Annotated in this window: 22 protein-coding genes; 7 read left to right on the top strand and 15 right to left on the bottom strand. The window is 64.9% G+C overall.

Features of this window, described 5'->3' with window-relative positions:
* The 6 genes from CH306_RS12495 to CH306_RS12470 all read right to left on the bottom strand — a co-directional run bounded on the left by CH306_RS12495 (nucleotide 1) and on the right by CH306_RS12470 (nucleotide 4,546).
* Entirely contained in the window at nucleotides 1–609 is a 609-nt protein-coding gene (locus tag CH306_RS12495) for a SipW-dependent-type signal peptide-containing protein (RefSeq protein WP_094646775.1), read from the bottom strand.
* Nucleotides 609–1,121, bottom strand: a complete 513-nt coding sequence (locus tag CH306_RS12490) for a hypothetical protein (protein WP_094630966.1) — start codon at nucleotides 1,119–1,121, stop codon at nucleotides 609–611. The genes CH306_RS12495 and CH306_RS12490 overlap by 1 nt, the downstream gene beginning before the upstream one ends.
* Nucleotides 1,118–1,717, bottom strand: coding sequence for a signal peptidase I (locus CH306_RS12485; RefSeq protein ID WP_094630967.1), 600 nt, complete (start codon nucleotides 1,715–1,717; stop codon nucleotides 1,118–1,120). The genes CH306_RS12490 and CH306_RS12485 overlap by 4 nt, the downstream gene beginning before the upstream one ends.
* Nucleotides 1,714–2,274 carry a hypothetical protein gene (locus tag CH306_RS12480; protein ID WP_094630968.1) on the bottom strand — a complete coding sequence of 187 codons (561 nt, stop codon included), beginning with the start codon at nucleotides 2,272–2,274 and terminating at the stop codon, nucleotides 1,714–1,716. Before CH306_RS12480 ends, CH306_RS12485 begins: the two co-directional genes overlap by 4 nt.
* Nucleotides 2,275–2,283: 9 nt before the next feature.
* Entirely contained in the window at nucleotides 2,284–2,832 is a 549-nt protein-coding gene (locus CH306_RS12475; protein WP_094630969.1) for an alternate-type signal peptide domain-containing protein, read from the bottom strand.
* Nucleotides 2,833–3,256: 424 nt separating this feature from the next.
* The gene (locus CH306_RS12470; protein ID WP_032397149.1) at nucleotides 3,257–4,546 is read right to left on the bottom strand and encodes an adenylosuccinate synthase; all 1,290 of its coding nucleotides are present in this window, start codon (nucleotides 4,544–4,546) and stop codon (nucleotides 3,257–3,259) included.
* A gap of 202 nt (nucleotides 4,547–4,748) precedes the next feature.
* On the opposite strand from CH306_RS12470, the gene CH306_RS12465 reads away from it, so the two are divergent.
* The 3 genes from CH306_RS12465 to CH306_RS12455 all read left to right on the top strand — a co-directional run bounded on the left by CH306_RS12465 (nucleotide 4,749) and on the right by CH306_RS12455 (nucleotide 6,770).
* Complete coding sequence (locus CH306_RS12465; RefSeq protein ID WP_032397150.1) at nucleotides 4,749–5,414, top strand: hypothetical protein; 666 nt, start codon at nucleotides 4,749–4,751, stop codon at nucleotides 5,412–5,414.
* The gene (locus tag CH306_RS12460; protein WP_094646774.1) at nucleotides 5,411–6,184 is read left to right on the top strand and encodes a site-2 protease family protein; all 774 of its coding nucleotides are present in this window, start codon (nucleotides 5,411–5,413) and stop codon (nucleotides 6,182–6,184) included. Before CH306_RS12465 ends, CH306_RS12460 begins: the two co-directional genes overlap by 4 nt.
* Nucleotides 6,185–6,302: 118 nt before the next feature.
* Nucleotides 6,303–6,770 carry a pyridoxamine 5'-phosphate oxidase family protein gene (locus tag CH306_RS12455; protein WP_179272848.1) on the top strand — a complete coding sequence of 156 codons (468 nt, stop codon included), beginning with the start codon at nucleotides 6,303–6,305 and terminating at the stop codon, nucleotides 6,768–6,770.
* Here CH306_RS12455 and CH306_RS12450 read toward each other — a convergent pair.
* The 3 genes from CH306_RS12450 to CH306_RS12440 all read right to left on the bottom strand — a co-directional run bounded on the left by CH306_RS12450 (nucleotide 6,760) and on the right by CH306_RS12440 (nucleotide 9,316).
* Nucleotides 6,760–7,689 carry a cation diffusion facilitator family transporter gene (locus tag CH306_RS12450; RefSeq protein WP_032397152.1) on the bottom strand — a complete coding sequence of 310 codons (930 nt, stop codon included), beginning with the start codon at nucleotides 7,687–7,689 and terminating at the stop codon, nucleotides 6,760–6,762. The two genes, CH306_RS12455 and CH306_RS12450, sit on opposite strands and share 11 nt — an antisense overlap.
* 78 nt (nucleotides 7,690–7,767) lie before the next feature.
* Nucleotides 7,768–8,835, bottom strand: a complete 1,068-nt coding sequence (locus tag CH306_RS12445; RefSeq protein WP_094614127.1) for an FUSC family protein — start codon at nucleotides 8,833–8,835, stop codon at nucleotides 7,768–7,770.
* A gap of 64 nt (nucleotides 8,836–8,899) precedes the next feature.
* Nucleotides 8,900–9,316, bottom strand: coding sequence for a DUF3151 domain-containing protein (locus CH306_RS12440; RefSeq protein WP_032397398.1), 417 nt, complete (start codon nucleotides 9,314–9,316; stop codon nucleotides 8,900–8,902).
* Nucleotides 9,317–9,465: 149 nt separating this feature from the next.
* Here CH306_RS12440 and CH306_RS12435 point away from each other — a divergent pair, with 149 nt between their 5' ends.
* Nucleotides 9,466–10,257 (top strand): Rv0361 family membrane protein, encoded by a 792-nt coding sequence (locus tag CH306_RS12435; protein WP_143545380.1) that lies wholly within the window; start codon nucleotides 9,466–9,468, stop codon nucleotides 10,255–10,257.
* 84 nt (nucleotides 10,258–10,341) lie between these two features.
* Here the strand turns inward: CH306_RS12435 and fbaA are convergent, their stop codons facing one another.
* Nucleotides 10,342–11,382 carry a class II fructose-bisphosphate aldolase gene (fbaA, locus tag CH306_RS12430; protein ID WP_094630972.1) on the bottom strand — a complete coding sequence of 347 codons (1,041 nt, stop codon included), beginning with the start codon at nucleotides 11,380–11,382 and terminating at the stop codon, nucleotides 10,342–10,344.
* 323 nt (nucleotides 11,383–11,705) lie between these two features.
* On the opposite strand from fbaA, the gene CH306_RS12425 reads away from it, so the two are divergent.
* Entirely contained in the window at nucleotides 11,706–12,410 is a 705-nt protein-coding gene (locus tag CH306_RS12425) for a VTT domain-containing protein (protein WP_045198665.1), read from the top strand.
* A gap of 28 nt (nucleotides 12,411–12,438) precedes the next feature.
* Nucleotides 12,439–13,134: a DedA family protein gene (locus tag CH306_RS12420; RefSeq protein WP_045200918.1), complete on the top strand. Its 696-nt coding sequence runs from the start codon at nucleotides 12,439–12,441 to the stop codon at nucleotides 13,132–13,134.
* A 31-nt stretch (nucleotides 13,135–13,165) separates the two neighbouring features.
* Here the strand turns inward: CH306_RS12420 and CH306_RS12415 are convergent, their stop codons facing one another.
* The 4 genes from CH306_RS12415 to CH306_RS12400 all read right to left on the bottom strand — a co-directional run bounded on the left by CH306_RS12415 (nucleotide 13,166) and on the right by CH306_RS12400 (nucleotide 16,597).
* The gene (locus CH306_RS12415) at nucleotides 13,166–14,302 is read right to left on the bottom strand and encodes a glycoside hydrolase family 76 protein (RefSeq protein WP_094646772.1); all 1,137 of its coding nucleotides are present in this window, start codon (nucleotides 14,300–14,302) and stop codon (nucleotides 13,166–13,168) included.
* A gap of 74 nt (nucleotides 14,303–14,376) precedes the next feature.
* On the bottom strand, nucleotides 14,377–15,066 hold the full coding sequence (locus CH306_RS12410; protein WP_179272849.1) for a TrmH family RNA methyltransferase: 690 nt from the start codon (nucleotides 15,064–15,066) through the stop codon (nucleotides 14,377–14,379).
* Nucleotides 15,063–15,671: a DUF6636 domain-containing protein gene (locus CH306_RS12405; RefSeq protein ID WP_176459350.1), complete on the bottom strand. Its 609-nt coding sequence runs from the start codon at nucleotides 15,669–15,671 to the stop codon at nucleotides 15,063–15,065. Before CH306_RS12405 ends, CH306_RS12410 begins: the two co-directional genes overlap by 4 nt.
* Nucleotides 15,672–15,808: 137 nt before the next feature.
* The gene (locus tag CH306_RS12400; RefSeq protein WP_045200914.1) at nucleotides 15,809–16,597 is read right to left on the bottom strand and encodes an SDR family oxidoreductase; all 789 of its coding nucleotides are present in this window, start codon (nucleotides 16,595–16,597) and stop codon (nucleotides 15,809–15,811) included.
* Between the two features lie 89 nt (nucleotides 16,598–16,686).
* Here CH306_RS12400 and CH306_RS12395 point away from each other — a divergent pair, with 89 nt between their 5' ends.
* Nucleotides 16,687–17,139: a hypothetical protein gene (locus CH306_RS12395; protein WP_032397157.1), complete on the top strand. Its 453-nt coding sequence runs from the start codon at nucleotides 16,687–16,689 to the stop codon at nucleotides 17,137–17,139.
* On the opposite strand, the gene CH306_RS12390 is transcribed toward CH306_RS12395, so the two are convergent.
* Nucleotides 17,110–17,745 carry a lysoplasmalogenase family protein gene (locus tag CH306_RS12390; protein ID WP_045198660.1) on the bottom strand — a complete coding sequence of 212 codons (636 nt, stop codon included), beginning with the start codon at nucleotides 17,743–17,745 and terminating at the stop codon, nucleotides 17,110–17,112. The genes CH306_RS12395 and CH306_RS12390 overlap by 30 nt on opposite strands.
* Nucleotides 17,746–17,848 lie beyond the last annotated feature (103 nt).

Raw genomic sequence — 17,848 nt, 5'->3', positions numbered from 1 at the left:
CTACGACGACGTCGCGGTGATGGTGTACGTGATGGTTCCGGTAGCAACGGGATTGGGCGGAGCCGTACCGGTCGGCATGGTCACGCTGATACACAGCTGATCACTGCCGTTGACGGGAAGCGAACGATTCAAGGCAGGGAATTGCTTCGAGGTTCCGAGGCCGGAGACCGTGCTGACGGCGGCACCTGTGCATGCACCCCCCGATGGAAGTCCGCTGTGCACCGAGGAATTGAGCACATTGCCCAGCGCAGTGTTACTGGCCAGCACGGAGATGGTGTAGGTGTTGGCGACGGATCCGGTCGCATTGCTCACCAACAGCCCGGCTGCGACGGTATCCCCGGGGAAGATCGCGGGATTGGCCAGAGTCGTCGAGAACGCGATCGGATTGTTGTCCACCGCGGGGTCACCGACTTTGATATCGAGCCTGCCGGTCGTGAAGGTGCCTGACGTCGCAGTCGCCGTATCCGACCATGCAGCAAGGGTTCCCACCGCGCCGAGGCCGAGCACGATGCCGATCGACATGAAGGCCCGAGCTCGCGCACTGATGAGCGCGACACCGAAACGACGGAGAACCGTCTTCGGACCGACTGAGTCCTTGTGACGCGACATCAGGGCTGCGCCCCTTCCATATCCGTCCGCGCACCCGACGATTCCGGGCACTCGGCTCTGTTGCTGTTGTCCCACTGCACAACGAGATCGACTGCAGCAGAGGAGGACCAGGTGTCGTTTTTAGCTGCTTCGGCCATCGTGATCGTGGAGTCGATTCGCTTCTTCTGGCCGGCCTCGAGGTCGATCCACGCACACGATTCGGCCGACTCGCCGCCGCCGATCGACGCGCTCAGAGCTCGAAGGAACGCCGGGTTGTCACTGCCGAAGGTCAGCCAGAGACGCCCGTCTCGGTCGGTGTCGTTGAACACGTGGAACTGCGATGTACGCACGTCGCCGGGAACCCATCGAATGTCGCTGTCGTACAACGGGCTCGGAAAGTCGGTACTCCAGCGCTCGCCGTCATCGCTGTACTTGACCGTCTGCGCCGCTTGCGACGGACCGGCACCCATCAACAGAACGACCGCGATGCCGGCGAACGCTGCGGTGCAGGCGGCAAGACCGGGGTGCTTCATCGCGCCTGCTCTTTTCGGCTCCGGTAGCGATCGACACCGGCCCCGACGAACATCACCAGCGCATAGCCGAACAGACCGATCACGATGACCGCGACCGTGATCTTGCGCTGCTCACCGTTCAGCCAGTTGTTGACGTAGCCCATGTACGGCACCGAGTACCAGACCTTTCCGCGAATCTGCCCGATCTGCACCGGGTTCTCGTCGTCGGATCCGTTGTTGTCCCCGCGAGTGACATAGGTGGTGATACCTCGTCCGCTCTGCCGGGTCGCCACGATGCGGTGAGTCACCACTTCGGGCTCGCCCGAACGGATTTGGTAGGTGATCGGTGTGCCTACCTCGAGTTCGGCTGCGTCGGCGGGCTTGACCACCACCAGGCTTCCCGGTGGGTACGTCGGCTTCATCGAGCTGGTGAGAATCGTGTACGGCGTCGAACCGGTGACTTTCGGAATGACGACGGTCACCCCGAGGACGAACAACATCGCCGCCAGAAGCGTGTACGACGCGATCCGGCTCACCCACCACCAGAGACCGGTCCGGTTCTCCTCGGATACGTCCGTGACGGTTTCGATCACGTCCGTGTCGTCGTCGGCACTCATGTCTGGTCCGCCCGGAACGAGAACGTCACCGTCGACGACGCGCTCTGCGGCGGAGTGGCACCGACGGCGAGCCGAAAGCACCACACTTCGCGGGCGCCTGCGGCCAACAGTCTGGCCGCCGGTGGCACCGGAGCTTGCGCACCACTGGCGTTTCCGTTGTACAGCAGTGTCGTCGGTCCCGTCGGTGTACCTGTCGCCGGGCAATTCGTCTCGGCCGCAACAGTTGTCGCAGTCAGAACAAGGGGGACTATTCCGGTCGACGTGGTTCCTTGCAGTCGAAAGTTGAACGGTACGTTGCCGGAGTTCCGAATCGACAACGGTGCCTGCGAGAAACCGTTCGGTCCGAGACCGGTCGAACCGAGCGCAGCGAGAACGTAGTCGTTCACTTCTGCTCCGTTCGGGCCGACCTTGATGTCCAAGGTGCCGGAGTTGATGGTCCCGCCTTCGACGACCTCGTCGTCACGCCACAGCGCGCCCGTCGTCTGTGCTGATCCGAAGACCACCACCGCGACGGACGCGGCTGCGAGCGCCCAATAACGACCGTGCTTGTTCGTCACTGCAACAGATCAGGGACGGACCTGGTCGAGCGTCAGGGTGAAGTCGTTGAGGTCGACGCTCTCGTTCTGTGCGATGAGATCCGCAGTCGCTTCATCGAACGTAATGGTCACCTCGACGGAGATGGTCTGAGGCGATGTGGTCAGCGGTAGGTCCACGGCCGAACCGTTCGGAAGGGACGTTCCACCGTTGACCGACACCTCGGTGTCGAGAGCGGCAGCAAGGTCGGCGTCGCCGGCAACATTGGTGAAGTCCGCGGTGATCGAAGCGCGAAGATTGTCTCCTGCCCAATTGACGGTGTACTGGGTCGAGTACTCGAGAACGTCGCCCGGCACGATGAGGAAGCCGGACGGGTCGGCTCCGAGAGTCACGTTCGGAGTGACCGAGGTTTCGGTCCAGTTCGCGGTGCCGGCAACCGGAGCGAAATTGAGCTCACCGGAGTTGATCTCACCTCCGGTGACCGTTTCGGTGTCCTGCCAGAGCGCATAGGATCCCAAACCGCCGAGCAGCAGTACCGCTGCCGCCCCCGCGGCTATGGCACCCTTGGTTGCCTTGTTCATTCGTTGTCGCTTTCTTCGGTGGCCCTTGTTCGCTAGGCCGAGGGGAGGTGACCCGGTTGCGGGTCGGTCGGCCGGAATGTGGGCCTCCGCAACTTGTGCGATGTCCATTGTTTCGGCACGACCGTCTCACCCGTTACCCAAGTGAAGGTAAAAGTCCGAGGGAATGTTCGGCCGCCTGTTTCATACTTTTGGTTTACATAACTACATGGTGTGTAAAGCTACCCGAATTACGAAAACTGCTGCCCTGCAGCGGATTTCCCAGCAAGACCGCTCGAATACAGCGAACACAGTACTTTTTCGCGCTGTTTTCCTACTGAAGGCGCTGTTTCCTTGCATTGGTGAGAGCGACTCCCGACGGCATGTCCGGGCACGAAAAAGCCCCGAGGCCGTGGGGCCTCGGGGCTTGGAGTTTCGCGTGGCCTGATTACCGCAGAATGTCCCGCCGAACGATGGTTTCGTCGCGGCCCGGTCCGACTCCGATGCACGACATGTACGCGCCCGAGAGCTCCTCGAGACGCAGGACGTAGTTCTGCGCGTTGATCGGCAGTTCCTCGAACGTACGGGCACCGGAGATGTCTTCCCACCAACCGGGCATCTCTTCGTAGATCGGCTTCGCATGATGGAAACCGGTCTGCGTCATCGGCATCTCGTCGTGGCGGACGCCGTCGACGTCGTACGCGACACAGATGGGCACCGTGTCCAGACTCGAGAGCACGTCGAGCTTGGTCAGGAAGTAGTCGGTGATGCCGTTGACGCGGGTGGCGTACCGCGCGATGACGGCGTCGAACCAGCCCGTGCGTCGTGCCCGCCCGGTGGTGACGCCAACCTCGCCGCCCTGCTTGGCCAGGTATTCACCGTGATTGTCGAACAGCTCCGTCGGGAACGGGCCCGAGCCGACACGCGTCGTGTAGGCCTTCAGGATGCCGAGGACGGTCCCGATCTTGTTGGGGCCGATGCCGGAACCGACCGATGCGCCGCCCGCCGTCGGGTTGGAGGACGTGACGTACGGGTACGTGCCGTGATCGACGTCGAGCAGAGTGCCCTGCGATCCCTCGAGCAGAATCGTCTCGCCGCGCTCGAGAGCCAGGTTCAGCTGCAGCCTGGTGTCGGTGATGCGGTGCTTGAAGCCCTCGGCCTGCTCGAGCACCTCGTCGACGACCTGCTGCGAGTCCAGCGCCCGCCGGTTGTAGATCTTCGAGAGCACCTGGTTCTTGAATTCCAGTGCAGCCTCGACCTTTTGGGTCAGGATCTTCTCATCGAGCACATCGGCTGCCCGGACGCCGACGCGAGCGAGCTTGTCCTGGTAGCACGGCCCGATGCCGCGGCCGGTGGTTCCGATCTTCTTGGCTCCGAGGAAGCGTTCGGTCACCTTGTCGATGGCCACGTGGTACGGCATGATCAGGTGCGCATCGGCGCTGAGCAGCAGGTTCGTGGTGTCGACGTCACGCTTTTCCAGGCCGTCGAGTTCGGTGAGCAGCACACCCGGGTCGACGACGACGCCGTTGCCGATGACGTTCTTCACGCCGGCTGTGAGGATTCCCGACGGGATCAGGTGCAGCGCGAACTTGTCGCCGTTCGGGAGAACCACGGTGTGGCCGGCGTTGTTGCCGCCCTGGTAGCGAACGACCCACTGGAGTCGTTCGCCGAAAAGGTCGGTGGCTTTGCCTTTGCCCTCGTCGCCCCACTGGGCGCCGATCAGGACTATCGCCGGCATGTGCTCTCCTACGTTGCTTTCGTGCGAGGACGTGCTGCAGATATTGCTCGATCGAACGCAGCCGTCACCAATTGCCGCAGGCGCGACAGTGGCCGGGGGAACAGTCTAGCCGAGGCGGTGAGCTGGCCCGCATGCCGCTACGGTGGAGCCGAAACGAGGGCACTATGGTCGTTCGAGGGTTCACCGATGATCTAGGAGCGCCGTGACACCGTTCGTTCTGCACTGCGGAAACCCGCCGTTGCCGATCACGCTGACCGACGTCCCATTGCGCAACGCCGATGCCGTGCCTACCGACGACGACTGCAACGCACTGTTCGCCGACATCGAATCGGCCCCCGCACCGCGCATCATCGTGTTGGGCGACGACGCCTCGCTGGCCGCCGTCCTGACCAGGTTGATGCGGACCGAACGCCTCCACATCGAGGTCGCGTTCGTGCCCGATACCGCGACCAACGCCGCCCACATCTACAAGCTCGGCACCGGATCGCGCGCCGCCAAGGTGGCACTGACCGGCACGGCGTCGAGCACGCCCCTCATCCGCGACGACGCGGGCAAGGCGGTTGTCGGGCGGGCTCTGCTCGGCGGCGGTGGCGGCGCGGACCTCGAAGGCGAGGCGTACGTCGACGACACGCGGTTGTTCTCCGGAGTCGTTCCCGGCGTCGAGGTGGCACCGACCCCGGAGCTACCGGGCCTTCGTGCGCGGGTGATCAGCCGTCGACGACTGCTGCCGCGCCGCTGGGTGAGCGGACGCGCGATGCAGCTCGGCTCCCCCGCCGCAGACCTGATGCGCGACGGCATCGCCGGCGACAGAACAGTCAAGCGGTCGACGTTCTACCGTCACCACGAAGAGTGGTTGCTGGTCCGATGACCGTTCCGGTGCGCCGCAGTCCCGTTCTGCCGAGCCCGGTGTTCGTGGCCGTTCTCGCCGTCGCAGGAGTGGGCGGCGCGCTGGCGTGGACAGCGGAGGACGTCACCTCTCTCACCGCCCGACTCGGGGTGTTCGTGCTGGTGCTCGCCGGGTGGATCGCCTCGGTGTGCCTGCACGAATTCGGGCACGCGTACACCGCATTTCGGGCCGGCGACCGCGAAGTCGAACTCCGCGGCTATCTGACGCTCAACCCGCTCGAGTACACCCACCCGTTGCTTTCGATCGTGCTGCCGGTGCTGTTCATCGCGATCGGCGGAATCGGGCTTCCGGGCGGTGCCGTGTACCTGCGAACCGACCGATTCTCGGCGTCGACTCAGCGGCGCATCGCTCTCGCCGGACCGTTCGCCAACGCCGTTGTCGCCGTGGTCCTTCTGATCGTCATTCGGATGTTCGGCACCGACGGCACCCATCAGGCCTTCTGGTACGGGCTCAGCTTCCTGGCGTTCCTGCAGATCATGGCCACGATCCTGAACCTGATTCCGGTGCCGGGACTCGACGGATACGCCGCACTCGAACCCTCGCTCTCGCCCGCCACTCGTGCCTCGCTGAACCAGTTCAAGGGTTACGGAATCCTCTTTCTCGTCGCGTTGCTGTTCGTGCCCGCGGTCAATTCCGCCTTCTTCGGGGCGATCTACACCCTGTTCGGGCTGTCCGGTGTTCCCGAGTTCTTCGCAGGCAACGGAAACTACCTGATGCGATTCTGGCTGTGACCCGAGCGCCGGGAAGGACTGCACGACACCGACCGTGACCGACGGGATTTCCGTCGCTTTCGAGAAGTTGTGTGCAGCAATTCCCGTTTCGGTCGGTGGCGGGTCGCATAATTCCCCCATGACGACGTGGAACGACTTCTCGACAGCCGCCCCGAACCTGGCCTCGGCAGTGCGGGCCAGGTTCACCGCCCACAAACACCACGTACTCGCCACACTTCGGGCGGACGGCTCACCGCGCGTGAGCGGAACCGAGGTCGAGTTCGCCGACAGCGGTGTGCTGCGCCTCGGTTCGATGCTGGGGGCAGTCAAAGCACGAGATCTGCAGCGCGACGGACGGTTCGCGCTGCACAGCAATCCGGGTCACCATTCGATGGAGGGCGGGGACGCGAAGATCGGCGGCCGTGCCGTCGAGATCACCGATCCTGCTGTGCTGCAACCGATATTCGACGCCACACCGGGTGAACTGGTGCCGTACCACGTGTTCGACCTCGACATCACCGAGGTCGTCCTGACGTCACTGGTGAACGATCACATGCAGATCGACGTGTGGCGTCCCGGCTCCGAGGTGCACACCGTCACCAGGTGAGCTCTTCCTTGCAGGTCCTGCCGTGCGCGGTGGGTTCGACCTGGACCGTGGCGTGGTCGAGACCGTAGGCGGACAGCAACGACCGGGCGCGATCGAGCACCATCGACGACGACCCCTCGCACTCGAGATGCACTGTTGCCACGTCCATTCCGGTCGTCAGCGTCCACACGTGCAGGTCGTGAACCCCCGTCACGCCCGGTAGCGCGCTCAGGTCGCCGGTCAATGCGTCGACGTCGACGTGCCCCGGACTGGCCTGGGTGAGAATGCGCAGTGCCGAGCCGGCGAGCTTGATCGCGCGCGGGATCACCCACAGGGAGATCAGGACACCGACGACGATGTCTGCCCAGGTCCACCCGAACACGACCATCAGCACGCCGGCGACGAGCACCCCGACGCTGCCGACCGCATCGGCCAGGACCTCCATGTACGCACCGCGGACGGCCAGGGAATCCTTGGCGTCGCCGCGAATGAGCAGCATGACGACGATATTGGCCGCGAGACCGGCTGTCGCAGTGAGAATCAACGGAACACCGGGGATTTCGGGAGCGTCGCCGATGCGCGAGATCGCCTCGTACATGATGAACGCCGCAACACCGAGCAGCAGAACGGCATTGGCGATGGCGGTCAACACTTCCGCCCGATGCCAGCCGAAAGTCCTTGCCGCTGCAGCACTTCCCTTGCGGGCGAGCACGAGTGCGATCAAGCCCATCGTCATGCCGAGCACATCGGTGAGCATGTGGCCCGCATCGGCGAGCAGGCCGAGCGAGCCGATCGCCACGGCGACGGTCGCCTCGACGACGAGAAACACCACCAGGATCGCGAGGGCGACGATCATCTTGCGAACGCGGGACCTGGGTGGCCCCGCACCCGCAGGCGTGTGTCCGCCCACGCCGTGGCTGTGCCCGTGACCCGCGCCCATGACTCCCCCTCGTGACTGCATCGACTTCCGGGAGTCACCATATGCGTACATACGCATATATGCAATGGTGTCCTCGGGTCACAACTCCGGAGGGACGTGCGGGTGCTTCACCGTCGGCGGAAGCGTCGCCAACGCAGAGATACGCTTGAGCCCGGCAACCTGCAGCAGGTCGACGATGATCGACCGCAACTGCGCCAGGACCACCGTTGCCGACAGACCGGCGTTCGAGATCAACTCCGGTTTCGCACCGGCCGCCACCGACCGCAACACTCGTGCCGCCTCTGCCGCATCCGGCTTCTGACCCGGATCGGCAAGGATCATCTGCCGCAGGACCTCCACCGCGTGCGCCAATTTCTCCACTTCGTCGACGACGCGCGGATCGAGGATCTCGTCGTCGCGCACCAGCGTCAGCGACCGTCGCGCGAGCACCCGAATGTTGCGGACGGCGTTGTCGATGGGATCGGCCGTCGCCGCCAGCGACGCCAGACGGTTGCGGTGATTCCAGTACATCGGCGAGATTCGCGCGATCTCCCGGCCGCCCTTGAGATCGGTTCGCAGAGCATCGATACCCGACTGCGTCGCACGCGCCTTACGTAGCGCCTCCTCGATAGGCTTGGGATCGTTCGCCACCAAGCCGTCGGCCACCTTCTGCAACACACTCGCAGCCGTGGCCAACACACTCGCCGCATCCTTGCGGGCCCGCCACACCGGGTGCGTCGGGATCAACGCCACGATCGCGATGCCCACCAGACCACCGACCAACGCGTCGACCATGCGGTTGGGGCCACCCATGTTGCCGGGCGGGATGAGCGTCGCCACCAGCACCGCGGACGATCCGGCCTGCATCGCGATGATCGGCCCGCCGTCGAGGAACACCGCTGCCGACATCGCCAGCACCACGACCAGAGCGATCTGCCACGGCCCGCTACCGATCAGCGAGATGAGCAGATCTCCGATGCCGATGCCCACCGTCACTCCGACGACGAGCTCGGCCGATCGGCGCAGGCGAGCACCGAGCGAGACGCCGAGCGAGACTACAGCGGCGATGGGTGCGAAGAACGGGCTCTCGTGACCGACGATGTCCGTCGCCACGAACCACGCCACTCCCGCAGCCAACGCGCACTGAATGATCGGTAGCAGCGACAACTTCAGCCGAGCACTGCCCGACTTCAGCCGGGTTCGACCCCGCGCCCGGCTGGCGCGAGCCCGATCAGCCCAGGCCGAGCGCTTCTGCTGCCTTGGGGTCACAGTCTTCGAGGAGGTCGAGGCAGCGGGCGTACTCGTCGTGCTCGTTGATGTCGCGGGCCGCTTTGGCGAGGACTGCGACGCATCGGAGGAATCCTCGGTTGGGCTCATGGCTGTACGGGACCGGCCCGAATCCCTTCCATCCATTACGACGCAACTGGTCAAGACCTCGGTGGTAGCCGGTACGAGCGTAGGCGTACGCCGTGATGGTGGCTCCCGACTCGAGCGCCGCCTCGGCCAGGTAGGCCCACGCGATGGACGCCGTCGGATGCGCCGCCGCGACGGTCTCGGGTGCCTCGTGGTTCAGCAGCGCGGATTCGGCCTCGTCGTCGCCGGGCAACAGTGTGGGTTGGGGTCCGAGCAGATCACCGAAAGAAGTCATGGCGCTCATTGTGCCCCTACGTCACCGAATCGTGTCCGAACACCCCCGGTGGCGCTCGCGCCGAGCGCCCGACACGGTCGATAGGCTGCCAGCTGACGAAATCGAGAACTCGTGAGTTCTCGCAGGATTCGGTGAACGAGGGAGAACGCATGCCGGACGAGAAGAAGAAGGCGCCCTCCGAGGCCGACGCAGCCACCGAGAAGATCGATCTCCGCAGGAAGAAGCAGGTCGACGAGCCGGCCGACGCAGCCACCGAGAAGATCGCCACTGCTCCGGCCGAGGAACCGGCCGCAGCGGAATCGAAGCCCGTCGCAAAGCCGACCGCGGCCCCGCGTCGTATCCCGCCCCGAAACCCGTCCGAGAATCGGACCAAAGATGTTGCGGCAGAGAAAAAATCACCCGCCGCCGTGCCACAACCAGTCGGGCCGAGAAGGATCGAACCGCAGAAACCGGGGTCGAAGCAGGTCGGTCCCCAGCGCATCGGACCCGACCCGACGGAACCCGGCACACCGAGTCACAAGAAGTGGTGGGCGGCGCTGGTGGCCGCAGTTGTCGTGATCGGGGCAGTGGCCGCCGGTGCATACCTGCTGATCGACCGCCCGAGCGTCGACGACTCCCCGGAGGCCCGGATCAGGACGACCGTCGAGTCGTTCACCAGAGCCTTGGCCGTCGGCGACCTCGCCACATTGCGCAGCACCTCGTGCGGTGACCTGGCGACGTTCTACCGAGACATCCCCGACGCGGAATTCGCCGACGTCCATCGCGTCTCGCTCGAGCAGGGCAACATCCCCACCGTCGACAGCATCGACGCCATCCAGGTCGGTGACGACGACACCGCGATCGCTCAGGTGATCGCGCACACCGACGCGAACCCGAACGATCGCTCCCCGCGCACCTTCGACCTGCGCCTCGACGGCGACCAGTGGAAGGTGTGCAACTGACCGACGTGAGCGGCGGAGCCTGCGGGTCGTTCCGCAGGCTCCACTCCTACCTCGTAGCCTGCTACGAAGTTCCGCTCACGGGGATCAGCCGGCGCTGACGCTGCGACCGGCGGACTTGAGGTCGTTGCAGGCCTCGACGACACGGGCCGCCATACCGGCCTCGGCCTTCTTGAGGTAGCTGCGCGGGTCGTAGGCCTTCTTGTTGCCGACCTCGCCGTCGACCTTGAGCACACCGTCGTAGTTGGAGAAGAAGTGTCCGGCGATCGGACGGCTGAACGCGTACTGGGTGTCGGTGTCGACGTTCATCTTCACCACGCCGTACTCGAGCGCCTCTTCGATCTCGCTCTTCGCCGAACCCGATCCACCGTGGAAGACGAAATCGAAGGGCTTGGATCCCGAGGCCAGACCGAGCTTCTCCGACGCGACCCGCTGACCGTCTGCCAGCACCGACGGCTTGAGCTTGACGTTGCCCGGCTTGTACACGCCGTGCACGTTGCCGAAGGTCGCCGCCAGCAGGTAGCGCGAGCCCGCGTCGCCTGCGCCCAGGGCCTCGACCGTCTTGAGGAAGTCCTCGTTCGAGGTGTAGAGCTTGTCGTTGATCTCGGCCTCGACGCCGTCTTCCTCGCCGCCGACGACACCGATCTCGACCTCGAGAATGATGTTCGCAGCCGCAGCGCGGGCCAGCAGATCCTTGGCGATCTCGAGGTTCTCGTCGATCGGGATGGCCGAACCGTCCCACATGTGCGACTGGAACAGCGGGTTCTTGCCTGCGTCGACGCGCTCCTGCGAGATCGCGATCAGCGGACGAACGTACGTGTCCAGCTTGTCCTTGGGGCAGTGGTCGGTGTGCAGAGCGATGGTGACGTCGTACTTGGCCGCGATCACATGCGCGAACTCGGCGAGCGCCACGGCACCGACGACCATGTCCTTGATACCGAGCCCGGAGCCGAACTCGGCTCCGCCGGTCGAGAACTGGATGATGCCGTCGCTACCCGCGTCGGCGAATCCCTTGATGGCGGCGTTGATGGACTCGGAACCCACACAGTTGATTGCCGGAAAGGCGAACTTGTGTTCCTTCGCCCGGCCCAGCATCTCGGCGTAGACCTCGGGAGTTGCGATAGGCACGGCGTCATTCCTCCATAGAAAAGTTCGGTTGTGTCCAGTGCAGTATGGCAACCTCCCGGCCCGGTGTCGTGCGTACCCGCGTCACCCCGGTCATTCCGCAGGCTCCACTCCCGCGCCCCTCCGGTCATTCCGCAGACTCCACTACCGCGCCCCTCCGGTCATTCCGCAGGCTCCACTCCCGCTGACGTCGGCCGGGAGCGACGGCCCGTCAACGGTGCCGAACAAGCCATCACGTTCACAGCAGAGCGACACCATCTGTTCAGGACTTACCAGTTTCGGCCGGTAGTGTGGGCGCGGTGAGTCTCCTAGCTGCCTCGGAAACGATGACGACGAACCTGGCCCTGTTGCCGGGCTTTCTCGACCCGGTGAACCTGCTCAACTCCTTCGGGCACTGGGTGTTGATCGGGCTGCTGCTGGTGGTCTTCATCGAGTCCGGGCTGCTGTTTCCGCTGCTCCCAGGTGATTCCCTCCTCTTCACGGCCGGGTTGATCGCCGCGTCGAAGTCCACCGAGATCGAGCCGTTCGCGTCCATCTGGACCCTCGTCGTTCTGATCCCGATCGCGGCCATCCTCGGCGACCAGGTCGGCTATCTCATCGGCACCAAGGGTGGCGCGGCCCTGTTCAAGAGCAACGATTCGCGATTCTTCAAGAAGAAGTACATCGACGAGTCGCACCTGTTCTTCGAGAAGCACGGCCCGATCACCATCATCCTGGCGCGCTTCGTACCGATCGTGCGTACGTTCGCACCGGTCGTCGCCGGTGCGTCGCACATGAAGTACTCGCTGTTCCTCACCTACAACGTCGTCGGCGGCGTCCTCTGGGGCGCGGGCGTGACGGTGCTGGGGTACCTGCTCGGGCAGATCGCGTTCATCCGCGAGCACGTCGACATCATCTTCCTGATCATCGTCGCCGTTTCCGTCCTCCCCATCGTCGCCGAGGTCGGCAAGCGCATGATCAAGGCCCGCAAGACCCCGCTCGGGGAGGCGGCCGACGTGATCGAGGCCGACGCCCCGGACACCAAGTCCTGATCGAGATCTTCCGAAAGTGATCGAGTCCATGTCGTCGATTACCACTGCGCTGTCGACCGAGTCCGTCCAGGCCGCCGGCAGTTTCGGTCCGTTGGAGACAGCGGGCCCACTCGTCGTGTGGATCGTCGTGATGACCTTCGTGTTCATCGAATGCGCAGTGATCATCGGGTTGTTCCTGCCCGGAGACTCGATGTTGATCACGGCAGGAATCGTGATGGCGACCCACGCGTCGGGCACCGGTCACATCTGGGCGCTGTCGCTCGGTGCGATGGTCGCCGCCATCGCAGGCAACCAGGTGGGCTATTCGATCGGCCACCGGACCGGCTCGACTCTGGTGGCCCGCAAGAACGGCAAGTATCTCAATACCAAGAACCTGCACAAGGTCAATCTTCTGCTCGAGAAGCACGGTTTCTGGGCGGTGCTGGTCGCGCGGTGGATCCCCTGGGTCCGCACCCTGTGCCCGCTGGTCGCAGGTGCTGCGAAGATGGATCACCGCAAGTACACGATCGCCAGCACTCTCGGTGCCATCATCTGGGCTCCGGTGCTGCTGCTGATCGGGTTCTACTTCGGGTCGTTCATCGAGGGCATCCCCTGGCTGATGCCCGCCGTCCTCATCGGCATGGTGGTGCTGCTCGTCGTCGGAACCGGTCTCGGTATCTGGCAGTACCGCAAGGAAATGGCACGGCCCGAAGAGACCATCGAGGTCGAAGAGGTCGTCGAATAGGGTCTGCGTCGGTCCGCTCCGACGAGGTGTTCTAGAAACCCGCAGCCGAGACTCGGTAGGCCGCTTCCATCAGCATCCAGCCGCCGAGCTGCACCGAGAAATCCCGTTCGGGCACATCGGACGGTCGGACCGTGCCCTCGGCGAAGGTGGCGATGTGCAGGCCTTGCCCCGGGAAGCGGGCTTCGCGGGTCCAGTCGGCTCCGAACAGTGGGTTGTCTTCCACTTCGAGACGGTTCTCCCACGCCGACTCGGCCGAGTTCAGCACGATCGCCGCTGCGAGTTCGCGTGCCCGGTCGTCGGCGTCCGAGTCTCCGGGTAGCGCCACCGCGACCATTGCCAGGTAGCGCGCGAGGATCGGGTTGAACAGGCCGCCGTCTCCCCCACCGCCGCCGGTGACGACGAGGTTGCGGGTCAGGTGGTTGTCGACGGCGTCGACCAGGGCATGGACTCGCTCGGCGTGCCGGGGTTCTCCGAGTCGGACAGCGAGTTCGGTCTCGAGGCCCAACGTGACGCCCTGGCAGTAGCTGTACACGGCGCGTTCCATCTCGCCGGTCTTTCCGGCGTCGACGAGTGCACGAGTGGAATGCATTCCGTCCAGAACGAGCCCCGTACGCGGGTCCTTGAGGGTGCGGTCCATCCAATCGGCCATCTCCTGGGCACGCCACAGCCGACCGGTGCGGGCCAGCAGGATCGCGGCCGGGCCGTTGGCGGGTGCGTTGTAGAAGTCCGACTTCTTGCGCCACGGAATGCCGCCGCCCTCGGCCGGAGCCCAGGCGTCGAACAATTCCATCTCGATCTGCTGGATGCCACCGCGATTGCCGACGAAATGCTGCCGCTGCGCGCGTTCGAGTGCCAACCCGAGCCACGCCATGTCGTCGTAGTAGTTGTTGGTCCACCCGCTGACGTTGCGGGTTCGGTGCGCTCGGGTGATCTTGTTCAATCGCCGACGGCGCTTGGCGGTGAGATCGCGATCGGCGGCGTCGACCGCGCAATCGAGCAGGTGGGCCTGCCACCAGTAGTGCCAACGCAGGAACATCCGTTCCGAACGCGCCGGTGGCCAGGCGACGACTCCCAACGTCGTGCCCGGCAGCCCCCACAGCCGACGCATGTGCCGCGCGACGACGGCCCCCTCCGCAGCGTCCGCACGCTGCGACCACAACTCCTGCATAGCCGCAATCCTGCCACTACCGTTGCCGATTCGTTACATCCCGCCCCGGAAACCCCCTCGGACAGCGCTGCGACTCACCACGCTGCATCGAGATCCGCGTGCAGCCGAATCCACGAGTGCATGGCAATCCCGGCGGCAACACCTGCATTGATGCTGCGCGTGGAACCGAATTGCGCGATCGATACCGTCATCGAAGCCGATTCGCGGGCACTGTCGGTGACACCCGGTCCCTCCTGACCGAAGAGCAGCAGACAGTGACGCGGCAACTCCGCGGTCTCGATCGGTACCGACCCAGGGGTGTTGTCGACGGCCACGACCACAAGGCCCTGCTCGGCTGCGAACGCCATCAGCGCCTCCACCGAGTCGTGGTGATGGATGTGCTGGTAGCGGTCGGTGACCATGGCACCGCGACGGTTCCACCGACGACGTCCGACGATGTGGACCGCCTGCGCGGCGAAGGCGTTCGCGGTGCGCACCACCGTCCCGATGTTCGCGTCGTTGGTGAAGTTCTCGATGGCGACGTGCAGCGAATGCCGTCGGGTGTCGATGTCGGCGACGATCGCTTCGCGTCGCCAGTAGCGGTAAGCGTCGACCACGTTGCGGCGATCTCCGCCCGCGAGCAGGTCCGGGTCCAATCGCGGATCGTCGGGTGGCGGTTCGGTGTGCGTGTCGAACCACGGTCCGACGCCGTTCGGGTTCTCACCCCACTCGGTGGGGCCGGCATCGTCCGACGACGATTCGTTGCCGATCGTGTTCTCGCTCAATAGACTTCGTTGCTGTCCGGTGCGATGCGGAAGCCGTGTCCGGTCGCATCGTCGACGCACGAGATGCCGTTCTCGGCGGACGTGCAGGTGAATCCGTTCTCGGAGATGCTCGCTCCGACCGCCAGCGGTGGGTCGATCGTTTCCCCACCCGAGGTATAGACCACGCCGCCGGAGCACATGAACGCCGCCGGGCCGTCGTTGGTGACTCGAATACCGTTGCCCCAGTTGATCATGCAGTCCTCGGGCCGCGGCGGCACCGGGGTGGTGGTGCCCTGACACCCGGCCTCGACACGACTGGAGAGCGGCACGATCCCGCACTGGAACAGACCGTCGGGGGAACTGAAGTAGTACGCACCGCCGATGGCGGCGTACGTCGTCTGCGGTTCCGCGGTGGGCGGCGGCTCCACCGGAGGCGGGGGCGGCGGCAGTGGCACTTCCGTGGTCGTCACGGGCGCAGGAGTGGTGGTGGTCTGCGTCGTCGTCGGCACCGGAGTCGTGGTCGACGCAGGCGGTGGAGGCTGGGCAGCGGACTCACTGCTGCAGCCGGCGAGAACGAGCGCCGTACAGGCTCCGATTCCCACCAACCAGGCTCGTGCCCAACCCATTTGCCGTGCTCTGCTCGATCGCTGCCCGCTCGCACCCCACGTAATCGGCATGAAGAAACCCCGACCCACCTTTCGACATCGACTGCTCGAAAGACCGACGATACCGGCGCAGTGCCGGCATCGTCCGGCGAGGAGTTCTAGGTGTGGCTCAGACGCCGGTTGACCTCGCGAGTGAGCCATGCGGGCGAGAAGCGCGAGCCGAGCGAGAGTGCCTTGGACGGCAGGCCGACCGGGAAATGCACCTTGTGCAACCGACGCTTCACCGGACGAGTCGCGTCGAAGATCGCGTCGGACACGTCCTTGACGGTGAGCTTGATACCCAACGAGCTCGTGGTGCCCGTCGACACGCCCTGCGTCATCGCCGTTTGGACGAACAGCGGCCACATGGCCTTGACCGAGATGTCGTACTTGCTCCACTCGAGATCCAACGCCTCGGTGACGCCGCGCACCGCGAACTTGGTCGCGCCGTAGGTCACCAACTCGGGCTGACCGTAGATGGCCGACGCGGAACACAGGTTGACGACCTGCGCGCCTGCGGTGTCCTTGAGGTACGGGAATGCCGCGAGGGTGCCATAGATGACCCCGTTGAAGTTGATGTCGATCTGACGACGATGCACCGACAGCGGCATGTCCTCGAAGGCACCCGCGGCGAGAATTCCGGCGTTGTTGATCAGAATGTCGAGTCGACCGTCACCCTCGGTGACGAACTCCTTCAGCCGGGTTTCCCACTGGTCGGAGTTGGTTACATCCAAGATGCCGGTGACGACGCGGCCGCTGAGCGAGGCAGCTTCCTTGCCGAGCGATGCCAAGCCGGTCTCGTCGATGTCGTATGCACCGACGAGGTAGCCGTTGGCCGCGAACTTGAGAGCCGTCGCGCGGCCGATACCGGCAGCTGCGCCTGAGATGAAGACAGTTGGTCGAGTCACATCGATCACCGTACATGTAACCCTACTTACCGGTAACCCCCTATCGTCGAATATCGAACAGTCGCCTCCGGCGACCCAGGAGCACCGAAGTGAACAACGCGAGAATCGTGCGAGCAGTCGTCGTAGTGACGATCGGATACGCCATCGTGCTGGCGATCTGGATCGGCTGGCTGATGAAGCGAACCCCGCCCGGGACGCTTCCGTACCAGCTGGCGGCCCTGGTCGCCGGATTCGGCGCGGCCCTCGGCCTGGCCATGATGCTCGCGGGACGACCGACGCGTGAGCAGAAGGAACTGATCGAACACGGCGTCGAAGGATGGGCGACGGTCGATGCGATCCGTCGCATCGACGAGAACACCGCCGAGTTGGACCTCGAATTCACCGTGCCCGGCTCGAGCAGCTACTTCGGCAAGATCGTCTACGACGTCCCCCGCTCGGACACCTCGCGGTTCGAGCCGGGCACCGTCATCGCCGTTCGCGTCGACCCCGCCCACCGCGAGCGAGTGCTGCTGCTACCCCGAAGCGAGGGCTTCGACGAGTAGGACCTGCGCCGCGACGTAGGTCGACAGGACTATGGCCTCCGCGGTCCGCCGCTGACGATCCTCGGTCAGGAACAGTCGGCGGAAGACGATCAGTGCGTCGGATGCAGTGAACAAGGCACCGCCGATCATCAGCCGTCGATCGCCGCCGCGGGAGACAGAACGAGCAGACAGGGTCGACGTGGTCGCGAGCACCGCACCGTACGCGATCAGGGTCGACGCCACCGCGGGCTGTCGCCTGGCCAGTAGCGTCGCCGCGGCCGCCCATCCGGCGTACCGCGGAACGGCGTCGATCAGTGCCGGACGCGCACCCTTGCGGTACAGCAGATACGTATAACTGCCCTGCATCACGGCGAACGCACGCGCACCCCATTCCAGAGCGGAGTCGTCGTCCGGGTCGATCAGTAGAACGTCGCCGATCGTTGCGGCCGCGAGACCAGCCGTGAGCACCCGATCTCGGCCCGGATCGAGGCCGCTCGCCAGGGCCGGGACTATCAGAGGCTTGGCCATGCGCTGCAACGGTATCGACCCCGTCCAGGCACCGACCACGGTCACCGCACCTGCTATCAGCGCGGCCGCACGAGCCCGCCGAACCCGACCGACAACCATCGCAGACCTCCACCCGAACATCTCGTCACAGTGAGCATCACATGTGACGCTGACCCCTATCGCTTGATACTCGCAGGTTGCGTCGCCATCGTGGAAAGGTCGG

The organism is Rhodococcus sp. 15-725-2-2b (assembly GCF_002259075.1).
Classification (GTDB): domain Bacteria; phylum Actinomycetota; class Actinomycetes; order Mycobacteriales; family Mycobacteriaceae; genus Rhodococcoides.
Note: the sequence above shows the minus strand (reverse complement) of the source record. Positions and strands in the feature narration are given on the sequence as shown.

Coding starts and splice junctions, on each gene's coding strand:
- CH306_RS12490 (WP_094630966.1), bottom strand. CDS start 1,121: ATGAAGCACCCCGGTCTTGCCGCCTGCACCGCAGCGTTCGCCGGCATC.
- CH306_RS12415 (WP_094646772.1), bottom strand. CDS start 14,302: ATGCAGGAGTTGTGGTCGCAGCGTGCGGACGCTGCGGAGGGGGCCGTC.
- CH306_RS12450 (WP_032397152.1), bottom strand. CDS start 7,689: ATGGGCGCGGGTCACGGGCACAGCCACGGCGTGGGCGGACACACGCCT.
- CH306_RS12435 (WP_143545380.1), top strand. CDS start 9,466: ATGCCGGACGAGAAGAAGAAGGCGCCCTCCGAGGCCGACGCAGCCACC.
- CH306_RS12440 (WP_032397398.1), bottom strand. CDS start 9,316: ATGACTTCTTTCGGTGATCTGCTCGGACCCCAACCCACACTGTTGCCC.
- CH306_RS12455 (WP_179272848.1), top strand. CDS start 6,303: ATGACGACGTGGAACGACTTCTCGACAGCCGCCCCGAACCTGGCCTCG.
- CH306_RS12405 (WP_176459350.1), bottom strand. CDS start 15,671: ATGGGTTGGGCACGAGCCTGGTTGGTGGGAATCGGAGCCTGTACGGCG.
- CH306_RS12495 (WP_094646775.1), bottom strand. CDS start 609: ATGTCGCGTCACAAGGACTCAGTCGGTCCGAAGACGGTTCTCCGTCGT.
- CH306_RS12460 (WP_094646774.1), top strand. CDS start 5,411: ATGACCGTTCCGGTGCGCCGCAGTCCCGTTCTGCCGAGCCCGGTGTTC.
- CH306_RS12420 (WP_045200918.1), top strand. CDS start 12,439: ATGTCGTCGATTACCACTGCGCTGTCGACCGAGTCCGTCCAGGCCGCC.
- CH306_RS12475 (WP_094630969.1), bottom strand. CDS start 2,832: ATGAACAAGGCAACCAAGGGTGCCATAGCCGCGGGGGCGGCAGCGGTA.
- CH306_RS12485 (WP_094630967.1), bottom strand. CDS start 1,717: ATGAGTGCCGACGACGACACGGACGTGATCGAAACCGTCACGGACGTA.
- CH306_RS12470 (WP_032397149.1), bottom strand. CDS start 4,546: ATGCCGGCGATAGTCCTGATCGGCGCCCAGTGGGGCGACGAGGGCAAA.
- CH306_RS12390 (WP_045198660.1), bottom strand. CDS start 17,745: ATGGTTGTCGGTCGGGTTCGGCGGGCTCGTGCGGCCGCGCTGATAGCA.
- CH306_RS12425 (WP_045198665.1), top strand. CDS start 11,706: ATGACGACGAACCTGGCCCTGTTGCCGGGCTTTCTCGACCCGGTGAAC.